Origin of the sequence: Azospirillum sp. B2RO_4, assembly GCF_051124815.1 — a bacterium.
Lineage (GTDB): Bacteria > Pseudomonadota > Alphaproteobacteria > Azospirillales > Azospirillaceae > Azospirillum.
In genome coordinates, this window is record NZ_CP118490.1 from 294,398 (window position 1) to 314,329 (window position 19,932).

Below are 19,932 nucleotides of genomic sequence, written 5' to 3' on the forward strand. Positions count from 1 at the left end.
CATGATCGAGATGTCCGTCGGCCGCGTCGCCGCCGCCTATGCCGCCAACCGCAGCCCCGCAATCAGCGGTCTCGCCGAAACCCAGGCGGCGACCTCGCCCCTGTCCGCCGCCAACGGCACCGACGCGGTGGCCGCCAGTGCCGAAAGCGATTTCGGCGGCTTCCTCGACAAGTCGATCTCGCAGGCGGTCGACACGCTGAAGGAGAGTGAGCGCGTCTCGCTCGCCGCCGTGTCGGGCAAGGCCAGCGCGCAGGACGTCGTGCGCTCGGTCCTCGCCGCCGAGATGACGGTGCAGAGCGTCGTCGCCATCCGCGACAAGATGGTCCAGGCGTACCAGGAAATCATGCGCATCGCGGTTTGAGCGGTTGTGCTTGCCCCCACCCTAACCCTCCCCCGCTGGGCGGGGGAGGGGACGAGTGCTGATACGGCAAAGCGGCGGCAGTCCCTCCCCCGCCCAGCGGGGGAGGTTAGGTGGGGGTCTAACTTCCCATTCCACACGAACTCCCAAGGACCCCCCATGAACCAGGCCGACGTGCTGGAGGTGCTGCGCAGCGGCATCTGGACGACCCTGCTGGTCGCTGCGCCGCCGCTGATCGTCGCCGTCGTGGTGGGCGTATCCATCTCTCTGGTGCAGGCATTGACCCAGGTGCAGGAGATGACGCTGACCTTCGTGCCGAAGATCGTCGCGATCCTGGTGGTGACGGTGCTGGCGCTGCCCTTCATGTACGGCACGCTCGCCACCTACGCCGACCGGCTGAGCGACCTGATCGTCGCCATAGACTGATGCGCTTTCCCCCGTTGCGAGCGGCCATCCCCCTTCTCGGGCTGCTCGTAAGTCCGGCCGGCGGTGCGGCGGCGCCGCCGGCCAATCCTTCGCAGATCGGCGTGTGGAGCACCGCCCTCTACGCCCCGCCGCAACCGCCGTCCCAGCCCGCCCCCCAAACGTCTGCCAAAGCCCTACCGCCGGAAGCGCAGTGCATCGCCGCCATCCTCGACGCCGAGAAGGCGGCCGGCATTTCCGACCATCTGCTGCTGGCAATGGGCTTCACCGAATCCGGCCGGCGGACGGAGGACCGGCTGTTCACCGCCTGGCCCTGGACCGTCAACACCGAGGGCCGTTCCCACTATTTCCCGACGCGCGACGCCGCCATCGCCTTCGTGCGCGAGACCCAGGCGCGCGGCGTGCAGTCCATCGACGTCGGCTGTTTGCAGGTGAACCTGCGCTGGCACCCCGACGCCTTCCCCGACCTTGCCACCGCCTTCGACCCGGTCGCCAACGCCCGCTATGCCGCGTCCTTCCTCTCGGCGCTGCGGCGCGATCACGGTTCGCTGGAAACCGCCATCGCCCGCTACCATTCCGCCCAGTCCGAGCGCGGCGAGGCCTATCGCCAGCGGGTGACCGGCAATTTGCGCTGGGTCGCCGGCGCGCTCGGCTATCTGGAGACGCTGGCCGCCGGCCCCAGCGGCGCCGCCCCGACCTGGACCGCGGCGGAGCGCGGGCGGCTGAGCTTCCTGTCCGGCCTGTTCGCCGACGGCCCGGCCCGCCCGCTGCTGCCGGTCGGCCAGAACTGAGGTTAAGAAAATTTAGGTTGGACTCTCTTCCTTTGACTTTCCAAAAATTCTGATGTCATTTTCCCCATTCGCAAGTGCCCACGATAGAATTTTAGAGTGGTATACAGCGAGGCTGTTTTCAGGAGAGTATTCTTCTGCTGGGTATGGGTCGTGTTGATCACTATCTGCGAGTTCGTAGAAAATATTAGAAACATGTTTCTTTTTTGCAATATCTTCTTTTATGAGCTTATACGCATTGAATGGCTTGTTCTTAGATTCCTGTTTTCCACCCATTAATCTTTCGAAGTCCGGCAAGCTGACTCTGTGCCTAACCGTCAACCCTTTTGCGCGAGCTTGGCCTATTGCTTTTGCAATCTTCTCATTTTCTGCCCACATTCCATTCTTACTCCCATCAGACTTATATGGAGTGTCGATATCATGCAGCACACTGAAAGATACTCCAAAATGCGTTAGCAGCCTTATAAGTGGCTCAATAAGTGCTTTTCCTCGCGCTCTGACGAGCGTAACTTTTTCCGCGAGCGGATCTTTCTCTTCAACTATAGAAGCAATAAAAGATGCCTGTTCGGTGTCACCTTCTACTATGATCGGATATGACCCAAAAAACATTTCGCAAAGCGTAGGATCTATTTTTAGGAGCGCTCCAAGGTTTTCTCTATCTTCTTCACTAAAGGTTGCGCTTGAAGTGCGATATATCTTCGAGGAAGAGTTCTTTCCATTTCTTTCTATCTTAACAATAGTTGTATGATCTTCAAGAGGATTAATAAAGTATGGAGAGTGTGTTGTGATCATTACTTGCCAGTTTTCGTCTCTTGCAAGCTCGTAAAGATGATTTTGCGCGCTACGAATAGCCATAGGATGAAGTGCGTTTTCGGGTTCATCTATAAGCAATATGTGGCCAGGAAGAGCAACGTCATCTATATCTTGACTATTTTTTAGCTCTGATATTCGTGCTTCTAACTCATCTATCAAGCTTTGTTTTGGGGTTTTCTTAGACATCTCTGTATTTATCTTTTTTCGTGCTTCTGATATATCCTTGTTGATCTTTTCTTCAGCTTTCTGCTTTCTTACAATTGCGTTGCGAACCTGTAATATTGACCAGAAGAGCGCTCGTCTAGAGCCAGTGCCTTGCTGCCTGAGTTTTGTTTCAATCCCGGAATCAACTATATTCATGCTCGAACCTGATGCAATTGCTTTAGCCGGATCAAAGACCGGTGGCTGAAATCCTATCTTTATCTTGAGACCGAAGTCAGGAAATATGTTGGAAAATCTTTCTTTTACCTCTTCTGACGTCTTTTCTATCTTTTCTTTGTAATCTTCCACTGGTTTAAGGGCATCACTTACTAGTTTCGAAACTGTCTTCGAGAAATCAGATTCTTTATCATCGATAATTTTCTTTAATTCCGATACCACAGGCTCTGTTACAAGTTTGATGATCTCGTCATGTTCTTTGTCGGCATCTTGCAGAGAGTCGACTCTGAGTGGCTGTGGTAGCCGAGATCCAAAAACTGAATCTATGCCAGCTACCTTTTCGTTACTCCATTCACCACTATTGTTGTTTTCCTCAGGATCCCATGTTTGCCTCGTAGGGCTTTCATCAGGTGACTTCCAAATCCAACGATTCCTTATGATTTTCAAACCTTTGTGCATAAACTTCCATTTTTCCCCAATGTTCCCTATGCCATCAGGAATATATACGTCAAGAACTATCTCCGGGAGCTCATTTGGCGAGAATTTGGAAAAATCATCTTCCTTTAACTTGCCGCTGGTCTGAGCAAGCTCATATGCGCGGAGAATAGTCGATTTTCCAACATTGTTCCGTCCCACAATACATACGACGTTATCAAGCGCGATTTCCAATCCATCTGATCCAATACATCCGAGATTTTTGATATGCATACGCATTAATTTTGATCTTTGAAACAATGCTGCCTCCGGGAGTTTATGACGATAGCAAGAAATCACACGATAGGATCGCCAATGAGTTGATTCAATATGATTGTTGTCGCCTTTTTTGGTCATTTTCTGACTTATACGAATCCGTTTGTACGCCGAAGGTTGAATAAGGAAAACGGATATATCTCGGCGGTCTCCCTAATGGATATCGGGCAGAGGTATTTGCCCCGTCCTTAAATCCCGGTTTTACCGCGCCCCCCTATCGTTGCCGGACAACCACCCCTCCCTCGAACCCATCCGGACCCCCATGACCCTCACGGATCACGTCCGCAGCCGGTTCGGCCTGCTCGGCGACATCGGGCTGGCGAACCGCGACGTGCTGTTCGCGGTCGGCATCCTGCTGGTGCTGGCGGTGCTGTTCCTGCCGGTGCCGTCCTGGTTCCTCGATCTCGGGCTGGCGCTGTCCTTCTCGGTCGCGGTGCTGGTGCTGATGGTGTCGCTGTGGATCCCGCGCCCGTTGGACTTCTCGTCCTTCCCCACCGTGCTGCTGGTGGTGACGATGCTGCGGCTGGCGCTGAACATCGCCTCGACCCGGCTGATCCTCAGCGAGGGACATCACGGCCACGGCGCCGCCGGCCACGTCATCCAAGGCTTCAGCCAGTTCGTGATGGGCGGCAACTTCGTCATCGGCGTGGTGATCTTCTGCATCCTGGTCGTCATCAACTTCGTCGTCATCACCAAGGGCGCCACCCGCATCGCCGAGGTCGGCGCCCGCTTCACGCTCGACGCCATTCCCGGCAAGCAGATGGCGATCGACGCCGACCTCTCCGCCGGCATGATCGACGAGGCCGAGGCCCGCCGCCGCCGCAAGGAGCTGGAGGACGAAAGCACCTTCTACGGCGCGATGGACGGTGCCTCCAAATTCGTGCGCGGCGACGCGGTGGCCGGTCTGGTCATCACCGTCATCAACGTGCTGGGCGGCATGGCCATCGGCATTGTCCAGAAGGGGATGGGCTTCGACGCCGCGGCCTCCGCCTATACCACCCTGACGGTGGGCGACGGGCTGGCGACGCAGATCCCGGCGCTGGTGGTGTCGCTGGCCGCCGGCCTGCTGGTGACCAAGGGCGGCAACATCGGCTCCGCCGAAAAGGCGGTGATCGACCAGATGGGCGCCTATCCCAAGGCACTTCTGGTCGCGGCCGGGCTGCTGGGAGCGCTGGCGCTGACGCCGGGCCTGCCGATGGCGCCCTTCCTCGCCATCGGCGCCGCCTTCGCCGCGCTCGGCTGGTACGCCCCGCGCCGCAAGGCCCGCGCCGCCGCGCTGGCCAAGCTGGAGGAAAGCCGCAAGGCGCCCCCCGCCGCCCCGGAGGAGGCGGTCGAGGACATGCTGAAGGTCGACGAGGTGAAGGTGGAGGTCGGCAACCACCTCGTCCCGCTGATCCTCAACAAGAATGGCCCGCTGACCACCAAGGTGAAGACCCTGCGCAAGCGCTTCGCCACCGAGTTCGGCTTCGTCCTGCCGTCGGTGCGCATCAAGGATTCCAGCTTCTTGGCCCCCAAGAGCTACGTCATCAGCATCATGGGGGTGGAGGCGGCGAAGGGCGAGGTGCGCCCAAAGCACCTGCTCGCCATCGATCCTACCGGCGGCGCCGTGCCCGACATCGCCGGCGACGCGACGCGCGAGCCGACCTTCGGCCTGCAAGCGAAATGGATCGACCCGGCCCGCCACGAGGAGGCGGTGGCGAAGGGCTACACCGTCGTCGACCCGGAAAGCGTCATCACCACCCACCTGACCGAGGTCATCAAGGACAACCTCTCCACCCTGCTGACCTTCGCCGCCCTGCAGAAGCTGATCGACGGGCTGGGCCGCGAGTACCAGAAGCTGATCAACGACATGGTGCCGAGCCAGATCTCGCTGGTCGTCCTTCAGCGCGTGCTGCAACAGCTCCTGTCCGAACGGGTGTCGATCCGCAACCTGCCGGCCATCGTCGAGGCGGTGGCCGAGGCGGTCGGCTGGACCCGCCACATCACCCTCATCACCGAACATGTGCGGATGCGGCTGGGCCAGCAAATCCACCAGGGCTTGGCCGGTCCCGACGGCTTCGTCTCGGTCATCGCGCTATCCCCGCGCTGGGAGCAGGCGCTGCTCGACCACATCGTGGTCGAGGGCGACGACCGCCGCTTCGTCATGCCGCCCAGCCAGGTGCAGGAGTTCCTGACCGCCGTCCGCCTGAAAATCCAGAAGCACGCGACCTCCCAGGTCTGGCCGGCCCTGCTGGTCGGGGCGGAGGTGCGCCCCTTCGTCCGTTCCCTGCTGGAACGGGTCAGCCCGATGACGCCGGTGCTGAGCCATGCCGAGCTTCACCGCAAGGCGTCGCTAAAGACCGTCGATCAGGTCTAGCCGGATGCCCGATCCCATGGGAGACCTCAGCCAGCTCCTGACCCTGGAGATCTACCGCGGCTTCATCGTGCTGGCGCGGGTGGCGGCGGCCATTGGCCTGCTGCCGGGCTTCGGCGAGGCGGCGGTGCCGATGCGGGTGCGGGCGGCGCTGGCGATCATCGTCACGCTGGTGCTGCTGCCGGGTGTGGACGGCCTGCCCGACCGCATGCCGGACCAGCCGGTGGAGATGCTGCGCGCGTTGGCGGGCGAAACGCTGGTCGGCGCCTATCTCGGCCTCGGCGCCCGGCTGTTCATGGCCGCCCTGCAGACCACCGGCGCGCTGACGGCACAGGTGGTGGGGCTGAGCAACCCCTTCTCCATGGAGGCGGCGGGGTTCGAGGGTGGATCGGTGCTGTCCGGCGTGCTGCTGATCGGCGGGCTGGCGCTGCTGTTCGCATCGGACGTGCATTACCTGATGATCGGGGCGCTGGCGCGTTCCTACGGCTCCTGGCCGGCGGGGGTGTTCCCCGACCTCGGCATGATCGCCCAGCGCTTCGCCGAACTGCTGGCGGCCACCTTCCGCCTTGGCGTCGGGCTGGCGGCACCCTTCATCCTCTATGGGCTGGTGGTGAATGTGGCGCTCGGGCTGGTCAACCGGGTGATGCCGGCGATGCCCGTCTATTTCGTCGCCACCCCCGGCGTGCTGATGGTCGGCATGGGCCTGTTCATGGCGACCGCCGGCGCCATGCTGACCGCCTTCGTCGCCGCGCTCGGCGGCTGGCTGTCGGGGTCCTGACGGATGGCGGAACAGGACGACGAGCAGAAGACCGAGGAACCGACCGAGAAACGCCTGCGCGAGGCGGCGGAGAAGGGCGACGTCCCCCGCGCCCGCGACGTCGGCCTGCTGTCGGCGATGGTCGCCGCCTGGATGATCGTGCTGATGGCGATGCCCGGTGTCGCGTCGAGTCTGTCGGCCCTGCTGCTGCCGCTGATCGAGAACCCCGACGACATCCGCATCGACGGCAGCGCCATCGACGTCATCCACAGCCTCTCTTGGCTGATCGGCGGCGTCGCGGTGGCCCTGCTGCCGGTGCTGGGCATCCTGCTCGGCGGGGTGGTGGTGTCGGCACTGGGGCAGGGGCCGTTCGTCGTGGCGTCCGACCGCATCCGGCCGAAATGGTCGCATCTGTCGCCGGCCTCGGGCTGGAAGCGGATTGCCGGCCGTCCGGCGCTGGTCGAATTCGTCAAGAGCCTGGTCAAGCTCGCCATCATCAGCGCTGCCGCCTGGCACGCGCTGGCGCCCTACATCGCATGGACGGAGGATACTGTGGGCATGGACGTCGCCGGATTGCCCAACCTGCTGCGGGACGTGACCTTGCGGCTGCTGCTGGCGGTCCTGCTGGCGACCGTCCTGATGGCGGCGGTGGATGTGCTGTGGAACCGCCTGGAATGGCGCCGCCGCCTGCGCATGAGCCACCAGGAGATCAAGGACGAGTACAAGCAGATCGAGGGCGATCCCAACGCCAAGGCCCGCCTGCGTGATATCCGCCGCTCGCGTTCCAAGAAGCGCATGATGGCGAACGTTCCGCGTGCCACGGTGGTCATCACCAACCCCACCCATTTCGCCGTGGCGCTGGAATACGAGCGCGGCCGCACCGCCGCCCCGATCTGCCTCGCCAAGGGCGCCGACCTGATCGCGCTGCGCATCCGCGCGTTGGCCCAGGAGCACGACATCCCCATCGTCGAGAACCCCCCGCTCGCCCGCGCCCTCCACGCCTCGGCGGAGGTCGATGCGACCATTCCGCTCCAGCATTACCAAGCGGTGGCCGAGGTCATCACCTATGTGCTGAAGCTGAAGGGCGGGCTAGCGCGGCGGGGGTGAGCGGGGGCGGCAAGCCGCTCTTGCCATCCCGCCGGTCGCGTGCCAGGAACGGTATCGCCAGCCCGTGACGTGAAGGGGACCCCCGATGCCGCCGCTCTCCGCCAAGCCCGCCGCCAAAGCCGCAGCCGCCAAATCGGCCGCCGGATCGCTCGCCGGCTTCTGCCCCTGGGCGGCGGAGGACGGCATCCGGGTCTACCTACGCCCCATCGGCCTGATGCCCATCGCCGCCTGGGCCAAGGGGGCGGCGGTGCCGCTCGCTGGCGGGCGGTTCGCCTTCTCCACCGCCGAACTGATCGTGCGTGACCAGGGCTCCCGCATCGACCGTGCCTTCGCGCCGCTGTCCGAAATCATGGCCTGGGGCTGGGAGCGTTCCCGCACTGTGGCAGAGGCGCTCGACCGCCAGCTCGGCGCCCTGACCCGCGCCCGCGCGCCCTTCGCCGGACTGGCGTCCGACCGGCCGCAAATCATGGCCATCGTCAACGTCACGCCGGACAGCTTCTCCGACGGCGGCGACTTCCTCGACCCCGCCGCCGCCATCGCCCATGGCGAGGCGATGCTGGCCGCCGGCGCCGACATCCTGGACATCGGCGGCGAGTCTACCCGTCCCGGCGCCGACCCGGTCCCGCCGGAGGAGGAGGAGCGGCGCGTCCTGCCGGTCATCCGCCATTTCGCCAACATGGGGGCGACCGTCTCCGTCGACACCCGCCACGCCAGTGTGATGGAGAGCGCCGCCGCGGCCGGCGCCCGCATCGTCAACGACATCGCCGGGCTGTCCGACCCGCAGGCCCTGCCGGTGGTCGCGCGCACCGGCACCCCGGTGGTGGTGATGCACATGCAGGGCGATCCCGGCACCATGCAGGCCAACCCGACCTACCGCGACGCCGCGCTCGACGTGTTCGACTGGCTGGAGGAGCGCATCGCCCGCTGCGCCGAGGCCGGCGTGCCGCCGGAGCGCATCGCCGTCGATCCCGGCATCGGCTTCGGCAAGTCGACGGAGCACAATCTGGAGATCCTGCGCCACACAGCGCTGTACCACGCGCTCGGCTGCACGGTGCTGATCGGGCTGTCGCGCAAGGGCTTCATCGGCCGCCTGTCGCGTGCGGAACCGCCGAAGGAGCGGCTGCCCGGTTCCCTCGCCGCCGGTCTGGAGACGCTGAACCAGGGCGCACAGATCCTGCGCGTCCATGATGTCGCCGAGACCGCGCAGGCCCGTGCCGTCTGGGAGGCGCTGCACCCGCGCTGATCCACCCCTGTAACCCTTTCGCGCAGCCGCCGAAGGGGTCTTGACCCGGCCGGGCTGCCGCGCGAAGAAACATCCTTCGCTTGCGCTTCCCGCCACCCGATCCGACATCGGGCTGGAACCGGCTCCTGCACGAGGTTTTCATGACGCGACACCTGTTCGGCACCGACGGCATCCGTGGCACCGCCAACATCGACCCGATGACCGCCGAAACGGCCCTGCGCGTGGCGATGGCGACCGCGCTGCAGTTCCGCCGCGGCGACCACCGCCACCGGGTGGTGATCGGCAAGGACACCCGGCTGTCCGGCTATCTGCTGGAACCGGCGCTGACCGCCGGCTTCATCTCCATGGGGATGGACGTGGTGCTGGTCGGGCCGCTGCCGACCCCGGCGGTCGCCATGCTGACCCGCTCGCTCCGTGCCGACATGGGCGTTGTGATCTCCGCCTCGCACAATCCCTATCAGGACAACGGCATCAAGCTGTTCGGCCCCGACGGCTACAAGCTGTCGGACGAGGTGGAGGCGGCGATCGAGCGGCGCATGGCGCTGCCCTTCGCCCCCGACCTCGCCGGCCCCGCCGATCTCGGCCGCGCCAGCCGGCTGGACGACGCCACCGGCCGCTACATCGAATATGTGAAGAACACCTTCCCGCGCGGCCTGCGGCTGGACGGGCTGAAGATCGTCGTCGATTGCGCCAACGGCGCCGCCTACAAGGTCGCGCCCAAGGTGCTGTACGAGCTGGGCGCCGACGTGATCCCGGTCGGCGTCAGCCCCGACGGCACCAACATCAACAAGGGCTGCGGCGCCACCGCCACCCACACCCTGCAGGAGCAGGTGGTCGCCCACGGCGCCCATCTCGGCATCGCGCTGGACGGCGACGCCGACCGCCTGATCATGGTGGACGAGGCCGGGCGCCCGATCGACGGCGACCAGCTGATGAGCCTGATCGCCACCTCCTGGGCGCGGTCGCAGACTTTGCGCGGCGGCGGCGTGGTCGCCACCGTCATGTCCAACCTGGGCATGGAGCGCCATCTCGGCGGCCTCGGCCTGCATCTGGCCCGCACCCCCGTCGGTGACCGCTATGTCGTCGAGATGATGCGCGAGCGCGGCTACAATGTCGGCGGCGAGCAGTCGGGCCATGTCGTGCTGTCCGACTATTCCACCACCGGCGACGGGCTGATTGCCGCGCTGCAGGTGCTGGCGGTGCTGATCCAGGCCGAAGGCCGCGCGGCCAGCGAGGTCTGCCGCGTCTTCGATCCGGTGCCGCAGAAGCTGACCAACGTCCGCTTCTCCGCCGGGACCAAGCCGCTGGAGGACGCCATCGTCCAGCAGGCGATCAAGGAGGGCGAAGCGCGGCTGGCGGCGAGCGGCCGTGTGCTGATCCGCAAGTCGGGCACAGAGCCGCTGATCCGCGTGATGGCGGAAGGCGACGACGAGACGCTGGTCCACAGCGTGGTCGCCGACATCGCCGACGCCATCCAGGCCAGCGCCGCCCGCAGCCTGGAGGCCGCGCAATGAGCGCCGGCAGCGTGAGCGGCAACACCGTCAAGGGCCGCGTCCTGATCGTCGCCGGCTCCGATTCCGGCGGTGGCGCAGGCATCCAGGCCGACATCAAGGCGGTCAGCGCGCTCGGCGCCTATGCGATGACCGCCATCGCCGCATTGACGGCGCAGAACACCACCGGCGTCTATGGCGTGGTTCCGGTCGATCCGGCCTTCGTCGCCTTGCAGATGAAGCTGGTGCTGGAGGATATCGGCGCCGACGCGGTGAAGATCGGCATGCTCGCCAACGCTCCCGTCATCGAGGCGGTGGCGGCGGAGTATGAGGAACGCGCGGTCAACGTGCCGCTGGTCCTCGATCCCGTCATGATCGCCAAGAGCGGCCACCACCTGCTCGACCCCGACGCCGTGCTGACTTTGCGCAAGCGCCTGCTGCCGCTGGCCGAGGTGGTGACGCCCAACCTGCCCGAGGCGGAGGCGCTGACCGACCTGCCGATCCGCGATCTGGACGACATGCGCCGCGCCGCCGAACTGATGCTGAGCTTCGGCCCGAAATCGGTCCTGCTGAAGGGCGGCCATCTGGAGGACGACACCCTCTACGACCTGCTTCTGACCGAGGAGGGCGAGACGGTGTTCGAGGGCCGCCGCGTCCACACCCCCCACACCCACGGCACCGGCTGCACCTTGTCCTCCGCCATCGCCGCCGGTCTGGCCCGGGGCCTGGGCACCCGCGACGCGGTCGCCCGCGCGCGGCGCTATGTCGAGACGGCGATCCTGACCGCGCCCGGTTTCGGCCACGGCCACGGCCCGCTCAACCACCTGCACACGGTGCGGGAGTTTTCGTGAAGGGGACGGGTGACCGTCAGTGCTTGCGATTTGCGTTGGCTCTCATCGGCCGTCATTCCCGCGAAGGCGGGAATCCAGCCACATAAGCCGCTGATCTGCGGAGTTTCCTGGATCCCCGCCTTCGCGGGGATGACGGCTGAGACAAACTCATGACGGGAGCCAATGCGAAGCGGTTCAAACCTCAAGCGTCTCTCATCGCTCACGGCACCCGCTTCTTCTCCAGCTTGCGCGCCAGCGTGCGCCGGTGCATGCCGAGCCGCCGCGCGGTTTCGGAGATGTTGAAATTCGTCTCCACCAGCGTCTCGTGGATGCGCTCCCACTCCAGATTCTTGATCGAGGTGGTGCGGACGGCCGGCGCGATGGAGGTGTCGCCCTCGGTGCGCTCGAAGGCGGCTTCGATGTCGTCGGTGTTGGACGGTTTCGCCAGATAATGGCAGGCGCCCAGCTTGATCGCCTCCACCGCGGTGGCGATGCTGGCGAAGCCGGTCAGCACGACGATGCGGGTTTCCTCGTCGGCCTCGTGCAGTTCCTTCACGCATTCAAGGCCCGATCCGGTGGCGAGCTTCAGGTCGATCACCGCATAATCGGGGTCGATTGCCTGCAGAATTTCCCGCATCTCCTCCAGCCCGGCGCAGGCATGGACCTCGTAGCCGCGGCGCTCGAAGGAGCGGCGCAGCGCCCGCGCGAAGGAGGCATCGTCCTCGACGATCAACAGGGTACGGGCGGCGATCTCCAACTCGGGCGCCTCGGGTTCAGTCGTCTCCATCGGCGCCTCCCGGCGACAGGGCGGACAACGGCAGGGTCAGCGTCACGGTGGCGCCGCCCGCCGCCCGGTTCTTCGCCGACACCGTTCCGCCCAGTTTGCGCAGCACATTGATGACCAGGAACAGGCCGAGCCCGCTGCCCGGCCGCTTCTTTGTGGAGCGGTAGGGCTTGCCCAGTTCCTCCAGGATGGCGGGGTCGAATCCGGGGCCGCAGTCATTGATCGCCACCACCAGATTGTCGCCCTGCCGCAGCGCGGCGACGCCGATCCAGTCCGGCGACGCTTCCAGCGCATTGTCCAGCACGTTGAACAGCACCTGCTTCAGGGCGAGGTCGGCGATCATCCGCTCCTCCGGCCCGACGGTGTTGTCATAGTCGAAGCGGCCGGGAGAGCGGCTGGACAGCCAGTCCTCCACCAGCCCGTCGAGGAATCCCTTCACCGTGGTGCGCACCGTGCCCTCGCCGCGCGCCTCGCCCGACGACATCAGGATGCCCGAGACGATGGCCTTGCAGCGGTCGATCTGGTTCTGCATCTCCGCCATCTCGTCCGCCAGATCGGGGTCGGACTTCAGCGACGGCATGCGGCGCCAGTCGTTGAGGATCACCGACAGGGTGGCGAGCGGCGTGCCCAGCTCATGCGCCGCGCCCGACGCCAGCAGCCCCATGCGGACGATGTGCGCCTCTTCCATCGAGCGCTGGCGCAGTTCCGCCAGATAGGCGTCGCGGGCGCGCAGGTTGCGGTTGATCTGGGTGAGAAAGGGGACCAGCAGGCTCGCCGCCAGCACGAAGCAGATGAACATGCCCTGGATGTGCAGGCTGAACAGCTCGCCCTCATAGGCGGGCGGCAGGGGAAGCGGCTGGTGGGTGCCGATCAGCCAGGTGAAGCCGGCGGTCGCCACCAGAACAAGGGCCCAGGCCGACCACGCCTCCAGCAGCACCGCTCCCAGCGCCACCTGAAGAAGATACAGCGAAATGAAGGGGTTGGACGCCCCACCGCTGAGATAAAGCTGCAAGGTCAGCGCCCAGACGTCGATCAGCAGTTCCAGGAAAAGCTGGGTGTTGGAGACGTTGGCGCTGCGGCGGATCTGGATCAGGCTGGCGATGTTCAGCGCGATCAGGACGAAGATCACCGCCGCCATCGGCAGCAGCGGCAGGCGGATGCCCATCTGCGCATGGACGATCAGGATCGTCACGATCTGCCCGACGACGGCGAGCCAACGCAGCTGGACGAGCAGGAACAGGTTTTTGCGGTCGGTGGTGTCGCGCACGAAAGACGTCCTGTTCCTCACCCGGTTCATCAGCCCACCGATATATATAGAGAGTGAGCGGCGGCAGGGGAGTTTTCGGGGGAGTTTTCGGGGCGCCTGTTTCATGCCCTCCGGCGCCGCATCTCGCTGCGGAAGACATAGAGGACGGCGCCGATCAGCATCAGGTCCAGCGCGAACCAGGTCAGCGCATAGCTGAGGTGGCTGTTGGGGAAGCTGACCACCGTCAGCCCGCCGACCGGCCAGCCGCCGGGATTGCGGGTGCCGTCGGCATCGATGAAATAGGGGGCGACATCGTTCAGCCCCTTCGCCGCGGCGATGGCGGCGACGTCGCGGGAGTACCAGCGGCCGGCGGCCGGATCGTTGCTGCGCAGGAACCCGCCCTTCGGCTCGGTCAGGCGCAGCAGGCCGGTGACGGTCACCTCTCCTTGCGGCTGCCCCTCGGCACGGGACGCGGGATCGCGCCGTTCCGGGGATACGAAGCCGCGGTTGACCAGGACGGTGAAGCCCCGGTCGCTGACCAGCGGCGTCATCACCCAGAACCCGCCGCCCAGGTCGGTGACGGCCTGCACCAGAGATTCGCGGTCGTTCAGGAAACGTCCGGTGACGGCGACGCGGCGATACTCGTCCGACGCCGCCGAAACCGACGGCCACGCCTCCGGCCCCGGCGCGGGAACCGGGGAGGCGTGGATGCGGGCGTCCACCCGCTCGATCAGGTCCAGCTTCCACACCCGGCGTTCCAGCTGCCAGATGCCGAGCGCGGTCAGGCCGGCGACGCCGGCCAGGGCCAGAAGGCCGAAGAGGGCCAGCGCCCAGACCGGGCGGGCCCTCCTCTTGCGGGTGCCGCCCGCGGGGGGCGCGGACGGCAGTCCGGTCACGGCAGCTTGTCCATTTCCATGCCCATGCCGGGCATCATGTTGTGGTTCAGGTGGTACATCACCCAGAGCGAACCGGAGAACATGATGAAGACGACGATGATCGTGAAGATCATCGCCAGCATCGACCAGCCGCCTTCGACGCGGCCGTTCATGTGCAGGAAATACACCATGTGGACGATGATCTGGACGACGGCCAGCGCCAGGATCACGACCGTGGTGGTCGCGTTGTCCAGCGTGCCGTTCATCACCAGCCAGAACGGAATGACCGTCAGGATCACCGACAGGACGAAGCCGATCATATAGCTGCCGAAGGTGCCGTGGGCGCCCGCGGGGTGGCCGTGGTCGTCATGGCCATGACCGCCATGACCGTGGTCACCATGGCCGTGGCCCTGATGGGCGTGGTGGTCGCTGTGCGCGTGGGTGCTCATCGCAGCGCTCCCATCAGATAGACGAAGGTGAACACACCGATCCAGATGACGTCCAGGAAGTGCCAGAACATGCTGAGGCACATCAGGCGCCGGCGGTTGGCCGGGATCAGACCGCGGCGGGCGACCTGGACCATCAGCGTCACCAGCCACACGCTGCCGAAGGTGACGTGCAGCCCGTGGGTGCCGACCAGCGTGAAGAAGGACGACAGGAAGGCGCTGCGGCCGGGGCCGGCCCCCTCATGGATCAGGTGCGCGAACTCGTACAGTTCGATGCCCAGGAAGGACAGGCCGAACAGCAGCGTGATGAACAGCCAGGCCTGGGTCTGGCCGGTGCGGCCCTTTTCCATCGCCAGCATGGCGAAGCCGTAGGTGATGGAGGACAGCAGCAGCATGGAGGTGTTCAGCGCCACCAGCGGCAGGTCGAACAGCTCCTTCGGCGTCGGGCCGGCGGCGTAGCTGGTGCCCAGCACGCCGTAGGTCGCGAACAGCACCGCGAAGATGAGGCAGTCGCTCATCAGGTAGATCCAGAAGCCGAGCGCGGTGCTGGCGGCCTCGTGGGCGTGCTCGTCCCTCACATAGAAGACGGGCGGGGTGGCGTCACGCGGGGTGTCGTGCCCCGCGTGGCTGCCGTGCATGGCTTCAACGGTCGTCGTCATGCTTTACACCTGTCCGGAGAGCAGACGGGTCCGCTCGTTCTCGGTCCGCACCACCTCATCCACGGGGATGTGGAAGTCGCGGTTGTAGTTGAAGGTATGGTTGATGGCGACCGCCAGCAGGCCGACGAAGCTCACCGCGGCCAGCCACCAGATGTGCCAGACCAGGGCGAAGCCGAGCACGGTGCTGATGCCGGCCAGGATGACGCCGGTGCCGGTGTTGCTGGGCATGTGGATCGGGCGGAAGCCCTCCAGCGGACGGGCATAGCCGCGCTTCTTCATGTCCCACCACGCGTCGTTGTCATGGATGACCGGCGTGAAGGCGAAGTTGTAGCCCGGCGGCGGCGAGGAGGTCGCCCATTCCAGGGTACGGCCGTCCCACGGGTCGCCCGACACGTCGACCAACTGCTTGCGCTTCAGGACGCTGACGGCGATCTGGATCAGGAAGGAACCGATGCCGAGCGCGATCAGGACGGCGCCGAAGGCGGCGATCTGGAACCAGATCTGCAGCGACGGATCCTCGAACACGCGCAGGCGGCGGGTGACGCCCATCAGGCCCAGGACATAGAGCGGCATGAAGGCGAAGTAGAAGCCGATCACCCAGAACCAGAAGGACATCTTGCCCCAGAACGGATCCAGGCGGAAACCGAAGGCCTTCGGCCACCAGTAATAGATGCCGGCGAACAGGCCGAACAGCACGCCGCCGATGATGACGTTGTGGAAGTGGGCGATCAGGAACAGGCTGTTGTGCAGCACGAAGTCGGCCGGCGGGACCGCCAGCAGCACGCCGGTCATGCCGCCGATGACGAAGGTCAGCATGAAGGCGATCGTCCACATCATCGGCAGCTCGAACCGGATGCGGCCGCGGTACATGGTGAACAGCCAGTTGAAGATCTTCGCACCCGTCGGGATCGAGATGATCATCGTCGTGATGCCGAAGAACGAGTTCACGCTGGCGCCCGAACCCATGGTGAAGAAGTGGTGCAGCCACACCAGGTAGGACAGGATGGTGATGACGACGGTCGCGTAGACCATCGAGGTGTAGCCGAACAGCTTCTTGCCGGTGAAGGTGGAGGTCACTTCCGAGAAGATGCCGAAGCACGGCAGGATCAGGATGTAGACTTCCGGGTGGCCCCAGATCCAGATCAGGTTCACGTACATCATGGGGTTGCCGCCCATGTCGTTCGTGAAGAAGTGCGTGCCGACATAGCGGTCCAGCGACAGCAGGACCAGAACGGCGGTCAGGATCGGGAAGGAGGCGACGATCAGCACGTTGGTGCAGAGCGAGGTCCAGGTGAAGACCGGCATCTTCATCATCGTCATGCCCGGCGCGCGCATCTTCACGATCGTGCAGATCAGGTTGATGCCCGACAGCGTCGTTCCGACGCCCGCCACCTGCAGGGCCCAGATGTAATAGTCGGGGCCGACGTCCGGGCTGGCCTCCAGACCCGACAGCGGCGGATAGGCCAGCCAGCCGGTGCGCGCGAACTCACCCACGAACAGCGAGGCCATGATCAGGACGGCGCCGCCGACGGTCATCCAGAAGCTGAAATTGTTCAGGAACGGGAAGGACACGTCGCGCGCGCCGATCTGCAGCGGCACGACATAGTTCATCAGCCCCGTCACCAGCGGCATGGCGACGAAGAAGATCATGATCACACCGTGGGCGGTGAAGACCTGATCGAAGTGGTGGGAGTTGAGGTAGCCCTCGCTGCCGTTGAAGGCGATGGCCTGTTGGGCGCGCATCATGATGGCGTCGGCGAAGCCGCGCAGCAGCATGATCAGGCCCAGCACCATGTACATGATGCCGATGCGCTTGTGGTCGACGGTGGTGAACCACTCCGTCCACAGATAGCCCCACAGCTTGAAATAGCTGAGGGCGGCGACCAGCGCGATGCCGCCGAGCACCACCGCGAAGAAAGTCGCGACGACGATCGGCTCGTGATAGGGGAAGGACTCCAGGCTGAGGCGCCCGAAGAGGAAGGTCGTCAGTGTCTCAAGCATGCCGGTGTGCCCAATCAGGGATTGGCCAGCCGCTGCGGCCCGGCCGGGGAGGCGGACGCGCTGATCGGCGTGACGGTGGGGCGCTGCACGGCGCCCGAGTTTGACGCAGCGGCTTCAACGGCCTCGGCGACGGTGCACAGGCCGGTCGGCTGGGTGTCCGGGAAACCGGCCAGCGTGTTGGCCCGCAGGATCGCCTCGGCGGCGGCCTTGCCGCCCGCGTTCATCCCGCCCGCGCGGTCGATGGCGGCCATGTCGCTCATGCACATGGTGCCGGGACGGACGCACATGTTGACGACGGCGTTGAACAGCTTGGGATCGACGCTGCCGTAATGCTGGACCGGAACCGCCTCGCTCGGCTTTTCCAGCGCCAGATAGGCGTTGCGGTCGAGCGACCCGTTGGCCGACTTCACCTTCGACACCCAGCCGTCGAAATCCGCGTTCGACAGGCCGAGGAAGTTGAAGCGCATGTGCGAGAAGCCGGCGCCGCTGTAGTTGGACGAGAAGCCCTTGTAGGTGCCCGGCTCGTTGATCACGGCGTGGAGCTTCGTCTCCATGCCCGGCATGGCGTAGATCATGCCCGCCAGCGCCGGAACGTAGAAGGAGTTCATCACCGTCGACGCGGTGATGCTGAAGCGGATCGGCCGGTCGACCGGCGCCGCCATCTCGTTCACGGACGCGATGCCGTATTCCGGATAGACGAACAGCCACTTCCAGTCGAGCGCCACCACCTGCACGTCCAACGGCTTGGTGCCGGCGGGAACGGGCTTGTCCGACGCGATGCGGTCGAGCGGACGGTAGGGGTCGAGCTTGTGGGTGGTCACCCAGGTGATGGCACCCAGGCAGATGATGATCAGGAGCGGGGCGGCCCAGATCACCAGTTCAAGCTGCGTCGAATGGTCCCAGTCCGGTTCGTAGCGGGCCGTGTTATTGGACTGACGGTAACGCCAGGCGAACAGCACGGTAAGCGCCATGACCGGGACGATGATCAGCAGCATCAGCAGGGTGGAGATGACCACAAGGTCTCCCTGCTGGCTCGCAACGTCGCCGGCCGGGTTCAGCACGACCAGGTTGCAGCCACTCAACGCCGCCATGAATGGCAGCAGGGCGATTGCGCGATAACGGCTCAAGGCAGGACCTGTTTCATAAGGTTTGCTTTGGGAGGACAGCTAGCGGCAATGGCCTAGCTGCGACATTGGACAATTTGTCCAATGCCTGACTCCTGCGCGCTTGACAGGTCACCGAAAGTTGGTGCCCCATATTGTATGATCTGCGGATCATCGCAAGCGAAATAACGCAGCCGGAGCCGACATGATGACTTCATCGATTGCGGCCGTTGAACGGGATGCGAGGCTGGTGAACGCGCGGCATCACGGGGTCAACCCCGGAGAGATTGCCATCGGCGTGATCATCGGCAGAACATCCGAGTTTTTCGACTTTTTCGTTTACGCCATCGCTTCCGTGATCGTTTTCCCGAAGCTGGTGTTCCCCTATGTCGATCCGCTGACAGGGACCCTTTGGTCTTTCGCCATCTTCGCGCTGGCTTTCGTCGCGCGACCGATCGGCACCTTCATCTTCATGGCCATCGACGAGAATTACGGGCGCAGCGCCAAGCTGACCATCGCCCTGTTCCTGCTGGGCATTTCCACCGTGGCGCTGGCCTTCCTGCCGGGATACGAGGCGATCGGCGTCGCCGCCGCATGGCTGCTGGCCCTGTCGCGCATCGGGCAGGGCATCGCGTTGGGCGGGACCTGGGACGGTCTGGCCTCGCTTCTGGCGATGAACGCGCCGGAAAACCGACGCGGCTGGTACGCCATGATCCCGCAGCTGGGCGCGCCCATCGGCCTGATCGTGGCGAGCGGCCTGTTCGCCTACATGGTCAACAGCCTGTCGGCGGAGGATTTCTTCGCCTGGGGCTGGCGCTATCCCTTCTTCGTGGCCTTCGCCATCAACGTGGTGGCCCTGTTCTCCCGCCTGCGACTCGTGCAGACGCCGGAGTTCGAACGCCTGTTCCTGAACCGGGAACTGCAGCCGGCGCCGGTGGTGGAAACGCTGCAGATGGAAGGCAAGCGTGTGGTGATCGGCGCCTTCGCCCCACTGGCGAGCTTCGCCCTGTTCCACATGGTCACCGTCTTCCCGCTGTCCTGGGTCTTCGTGTATGCCCGGGACGAGACCGGCGTCTTCCTGATGATCGAGGTGATCGCCGCCGTTTTCGGCACGCTCGCCATCATCGCCTCCGGGTACATCGCCGACAGGGTGGGGCGGCGGACGCTGCTCGGCACCTGCGCGGCGGCAATCGCGGTGTTCAGCGGCTTCGCGCCGATGCTGCTCGACGCCGGCAAGGTCGGTGAACTGGTGTTCATGGTGTTGGGCTTCATCATCCTCGGCCTGTCCTTCGGCCAGTCGTCGGGGTCGGTGGCGTCGGGCTTCAGCCAGCAGTACCGCTACACCGGGTCGGCGATGACCTCCGATCTGGCCTGGCTGTTCGGGGCCGGCTTCGCGCCCTTCGTCGCGCTGTACCTGTCCAGCCATTTCGGGCTGTTCGCCTCCGGCCTCTACCTGCTGTCGGGCGCGATCTGCACACTGGTGGCGCTGCGGATCAACAAGACACTGTCGTCCTGACGGGGCTGCGCC

At 64.8% G+C, this 19,932-nt stretch carries 18 protein-coding genes; 10 read left to right on the forward strand and 8 right to left on the reverse strand.

Going from position 1 to position 19,932, the window contains the following annotated elements; all coding sequences use genetic code 11:
- The first annotated feature begins 1 nt into the window (after nucleotide 1).
- From PWS46_RS27450 to PWS46_RS27460, 3 genes are all read left to right on the forward strand, one after another.
- Nucleotides 2–361 carry a flagellar hook-basal body complex protein FliE gene (locus PWS46_RS27450; RefSeq protein WP_295834356.1) on the forward strand — a complete coding sequence of 120 codons (360 nt, stop codon included), beginning with the start codon at nucleotides 2–4 and terminating at the stop codon, nucleotides 359–361.
- 156 nt (nucleotides 362–517) lie between these two features.
- Nucleotides 518–784 carry a flagellar biosynthesis protein FliQ gene (gene fliQ / locus PWS46_RS27455; protein ID WP_085090915.1) on the forward strand — a complete coding sequence of 89 codons (267 nt, stop codon included), beginning with the start codon at nucleotides 518–520 and terminating at the stop codon, nucleotides 782–784.
- Between the two features lie 14 nt (nucleotides 785–798).
- The gene (locus tag PWS46_RS27460) at nucleotides 799–1,572 is read left to right on the forward strand and encodes a lytic transglycosylase domain-containing protein (RefSeq protein WP_434624495.1); all 774 of its coding nucleotides are present in this window, start codon (nucleotides 799–801) and stop codon (nucleotides 1,570–1,572) included.
- A 12-nt stretch (nucleotides 1,573–1,584) separates the two neighbouring features.
- On the opposite strand, the gene PWS46_RS27465 is transcribed toward PWS46_RS27460, so the two are convergent.
- Nucleotides 1,585–3,474: an ATP-dependent nuclease gene (locus PWS46_RS27465; protein ID WP_434624497.1), complete on the reverse strand. Its 1,890-nt coding sequence runs from the start codon at nucleotides 3,472–3,474 to the stop codon at nucleotides 1,585–1,587.
- A 298-nt stretch (nucleotides 3,475–3,772) separates the two neighbouring features.
- On the opposite strand from PWS46_RS27465, the gene flhA reads away from it, so the two are divergent.
- From flhA to thiD, 6 genes are all read left to right on the forward strand, one after another.
- Entirely contained in the window at nucleotides 3,773–5,866 is a 2,094-nt protein-coding gene (gene flhA, locus PWS46_RS27470; RefSeq protein WP_434624499.1) for a flagellar biosynthesis protein FlhA, read from the forward strand.
- Between the two features lie 16 nt (nucleotides 5,867–5,882).
- A complete protein-coding gene (locus PWS46_RS27475) occupies nucleotides 5,883–6,641 on the forward strand; it encodes a flagellar biosynthetic protein FliR (RefSeq protein ID WP_434624501.1) in 759 nt (252 codons plus the stop codon).
- 3 nt (nucleotides 6,642–6,644) lie between these two features.
- On the forward strand, nucleotides 6,645–7,727 hold the full coding sequence (flhB, locus tag PWS46_RS27480) for a flagellar biosynthesis protein FlhB (protein ID WP_434624502.1): 1,083 nt from the start codon (nucleotides 6,645–6,647) through the stop codon (nucleotides 7,725–7,727).
- An 85-nt stretch (nucleotides 7,728–7,812) separates the two neighbouring features.
- Nucleotides 7,813–8,970 (forward strand): dihydropteroate synthase, encoded by a 1,158-nt coding sequence (gene folP, locus PWS46_RS27485; protein ID WP_434624504.1) that lies wholly within the window; start codon nucleotides 7,813–7,815, stop codon nucleotides 8,968–8,970.
- A 140-nt stretch (nucleotides 8,971–9,110) separates the two neighbouring features.
- Complete coding sequence (gene glmM / locus PWS46_RS27490; protein WP_434624506.1) at nucleotides 9,111–10,484, forward strand: phosphoglucosamine mutase; 1,374 nt, start codon at nucleotides 9,111–9,113, stop codon at nucleotides 10,482–10,484.
- The gene (gene thiD / locus PWS46_RS27495; RefSeq protein WP_434624508.1) at nucleotides 10,481–11,311 is read left to right on the forward strand and encodes a bifunctional hydroxymethylpyrimidine kinase/phosphomethylpyrimidine kinase; all 831 of its coding nucleotides are present in this window, start codon (nucleotides 10,481–10,483) and stop codon (nucleotides 11,309–11,311) included. Before glmM ends, thiD begins: the two co-directional genes overlap by 4 nt.
- A gap of 199 nt (nucleotides 11,312–11,510) precedes the next feature.
- Here the strand turns inward: thiD and PWS46_RS27500 are convergent, their stop codons facing one another.
- The 7 genes from PWS46_RS27500 to cyoA all read right to left on the reverse strand — a co-directional run bounded on the left by PWS46_RS27500 (nucleotide 11,511) and on the right by cyoA (nucleotide 18,428).
- Complete coding sequence (locus tag PWS46_RS27500; protein ID WP_434624510.1) at nucleotides 11,511–12,077, reverse strand: response regulator transcription factor; 567 nt, start codon at nucleotides 12,075–12,077, stop codon at nucleotides 11,511–11,513.
- Nucleotides 12,064–13,341: an ATP-binding protein gene (locus tag PWS46_RS27505; protein ID WP_434624512.1), complete on the reverse strand. Its 1,278-nt coding sequence runs from the start codon at nucleotides 13,339–13,341 to the stop codon at nucleotides 12,064–12,066. The genes PWS46_RS27500 and PWS46_RS27505 overlap by 14 nt, the downstream gene beginning before the upstream one ends.
- A 101-nt stretch (nucleotides 13,342–13,442) precedes the next feature.
- Nucleotides 13,443–14,216 carry an SURF1 family protein gene (locus PWS46_RS27510; RefSeq protein WP_434624514.1) on the reverse strand — a complete coding sequence of 258 codons (774 nt, stop codon included), beginning with the start codon at nucleotides 14,214–14,216 and terminating at the stop codon, nucleotides 13,443–13,445.
- A complete protein-coding gene (cyoD, locus tag PWS46_RS27515; protein WP_434624516.1) occupies nucleotides 14,213–14,644 on the reverse strand; it encodes a cytochrome o ubiquinol oxidase subunit IV in 432 nt (143 codons plus the stop codon). Before cyoD ends, PWS46_RS27510 begins: the two co-directional genes overlap by 4 nt.
- Complete coding sequence (gene cyoC / locus PWS46_RS27520; RefSeq protein ID WP_434624518.1) at nucleotides 14,641–15,300, reverse strand: cytochrome o ubiquinol oxidase subunit III; 660 nt, start codon at nucleotides 15,298–15,300, stop codon at nucleotides 14,641–14,643. The genes cyoD and cyoC overlap by 4 nt, the downstream gene beginning before the upstream one ends.
- A gap of 3 nt (nucleotides 15,301–15,303) precedes the next feature.
- The gene (cyoB, locus tag PWS46_RS27525; protein WP_434624520.1) at nucleotides 15,304–17,301 is read right to left on the reverse strand and encodes a cytochrome o ubiquinol oxidase subunit I; all 1,998 of its coding nucleotides are present in this window, start codon (nucleotides 17,299–17,301) and stop codon (nucleotides 15,304–15,306) included.
- A 14-nt stretch (nucleotides 17,302–17,315) separates the two neighbouring features.
- Nucleotides 17,316–18,428, reverse strand: a complete 1,113-nt coding sequence (gene cyoA, locus PWS46_RS27530) for a ubiquinol oxidase subunit II (RefSeq protein ID WP_434624522.1) — start codon at nucleotides 18,426–18,428, stop codon at nucleotides 17,316–17,318.
- A gap of 331 nt (nucleotides 18,429–18,759) precedes the next feature.
- On the opposite strand from cyoA, the gene PWS46_RS27535 reads away from it, so the two are divergent.
- Nucleotides 18,760–19,920 carry an MFS transporter gene (locus PWS46_RS27535; protein ID WP_434624524.1) on the forward strand — a complete coding sequence of 387 codons (1,161 nt, stop codon included), beginning with the start codon at nucleotides 18,760–18,762 and terminating at the stop codon, nucleotides 19,918–19,920.
- Nucleotides 19,921–19,932 lie beyond the last annotated feature (12 nt).

What these genes read in the sequence shown, in the direction of transcription:
- fliQ (WP_085090915.1), top strand. Translation starts at nt 518, where the DNA reads ATGAACCAGGCCGACGTGCTGGAGGTGCTGCGCAGCGGCATCTGGACG.
- flhB (WP_434624502.1), top strand. Translation starts at nt 6,645, where the DNA reads ATGGCGGAACAGGACGACGAGCAGAAGACCGAGGAACCGACCGAGAAA.
- flhA (WP_434624499.1), top strand. Translation starts at nt 3,773, where the DNA reads ATGACCCTCACGGATCACGTCCGCAGCCGGTTCGGCCTGCTCGGCGAC.
- cyoC (WP_434624518.1), bottom strand. Translation starts at nt 15,300, where the DNA reads ATGACGACGACCGTTGAAGCCATGCACGGCAGCCACGCGGGGCACGAC.
- PWS46_RS27500 (WP_434624510.1), bottom strand. Translation starts at nt 12,077, where the DNA reads ATGGAGACGACTGAACCCGAGGCGCCCGAGTTGGAGATCGCCGCCCGT.
- cyoD (WP_434624516.1), bottom strand. Translation starts at nt 14,644, where the DNA reads ATGAGCACCCACGCGCACAGCGACCACCACGCCCATCAGGGCCACGGC.
- thiD (WP_434624508.1), top strand. Translation starts at nt 10,481, where the DNA reads ATGAGCGCCGGCAGCGTGAGCGGCAACACCGTCAAGGGCCGCGTCCTG.
- glmM (WP_434624506.1), top strand. Translation starts at nt 9,111, where the DNA reads ATGACGCGACACCTGTTCGGCACCGACGGCATCCGTGGCACCGCCAAC.
- PWS46_RS27465 (WP_434624497.1), bottom strand. Translation starts at nt 3,474, where the DNA reads ATGCGTATGCATATCAAAAATCTCGGATGTATTGGATCAGATGGATTG.
- PWS46_RS27475 (WP_434624501.1), top strand. Translation starts at nt 5,883, where the DNA reads ATGGGAGACCTCAGCCAGCTCCTGACCCTGGAGATCTACCGCGGCTTC.
- PWS46_RS27450 (WP_295834356.1), top strand. Translation starts at nt 2, where the DNA reads ATGATCGAGATGTCCGTCGGCCGCGTCGCCGCCGCCTATGCCGCCAAC.
- folP (WP_434624504.1), top strand. Translation starts at nt 7,813, where the DNA reads ATGCCGCCGCTCTCCGCCAAGCCCGCCGCCAAAGCCGCAGCCGCCAAA.
- cyoB (WP_434624520.1), bottom strand. Translation starts at nt 17,301, where the DNA reads ATGCTTGAGACACTGACGACCTTCCTCTTCGGGCGCCTCAGCCTGGAG.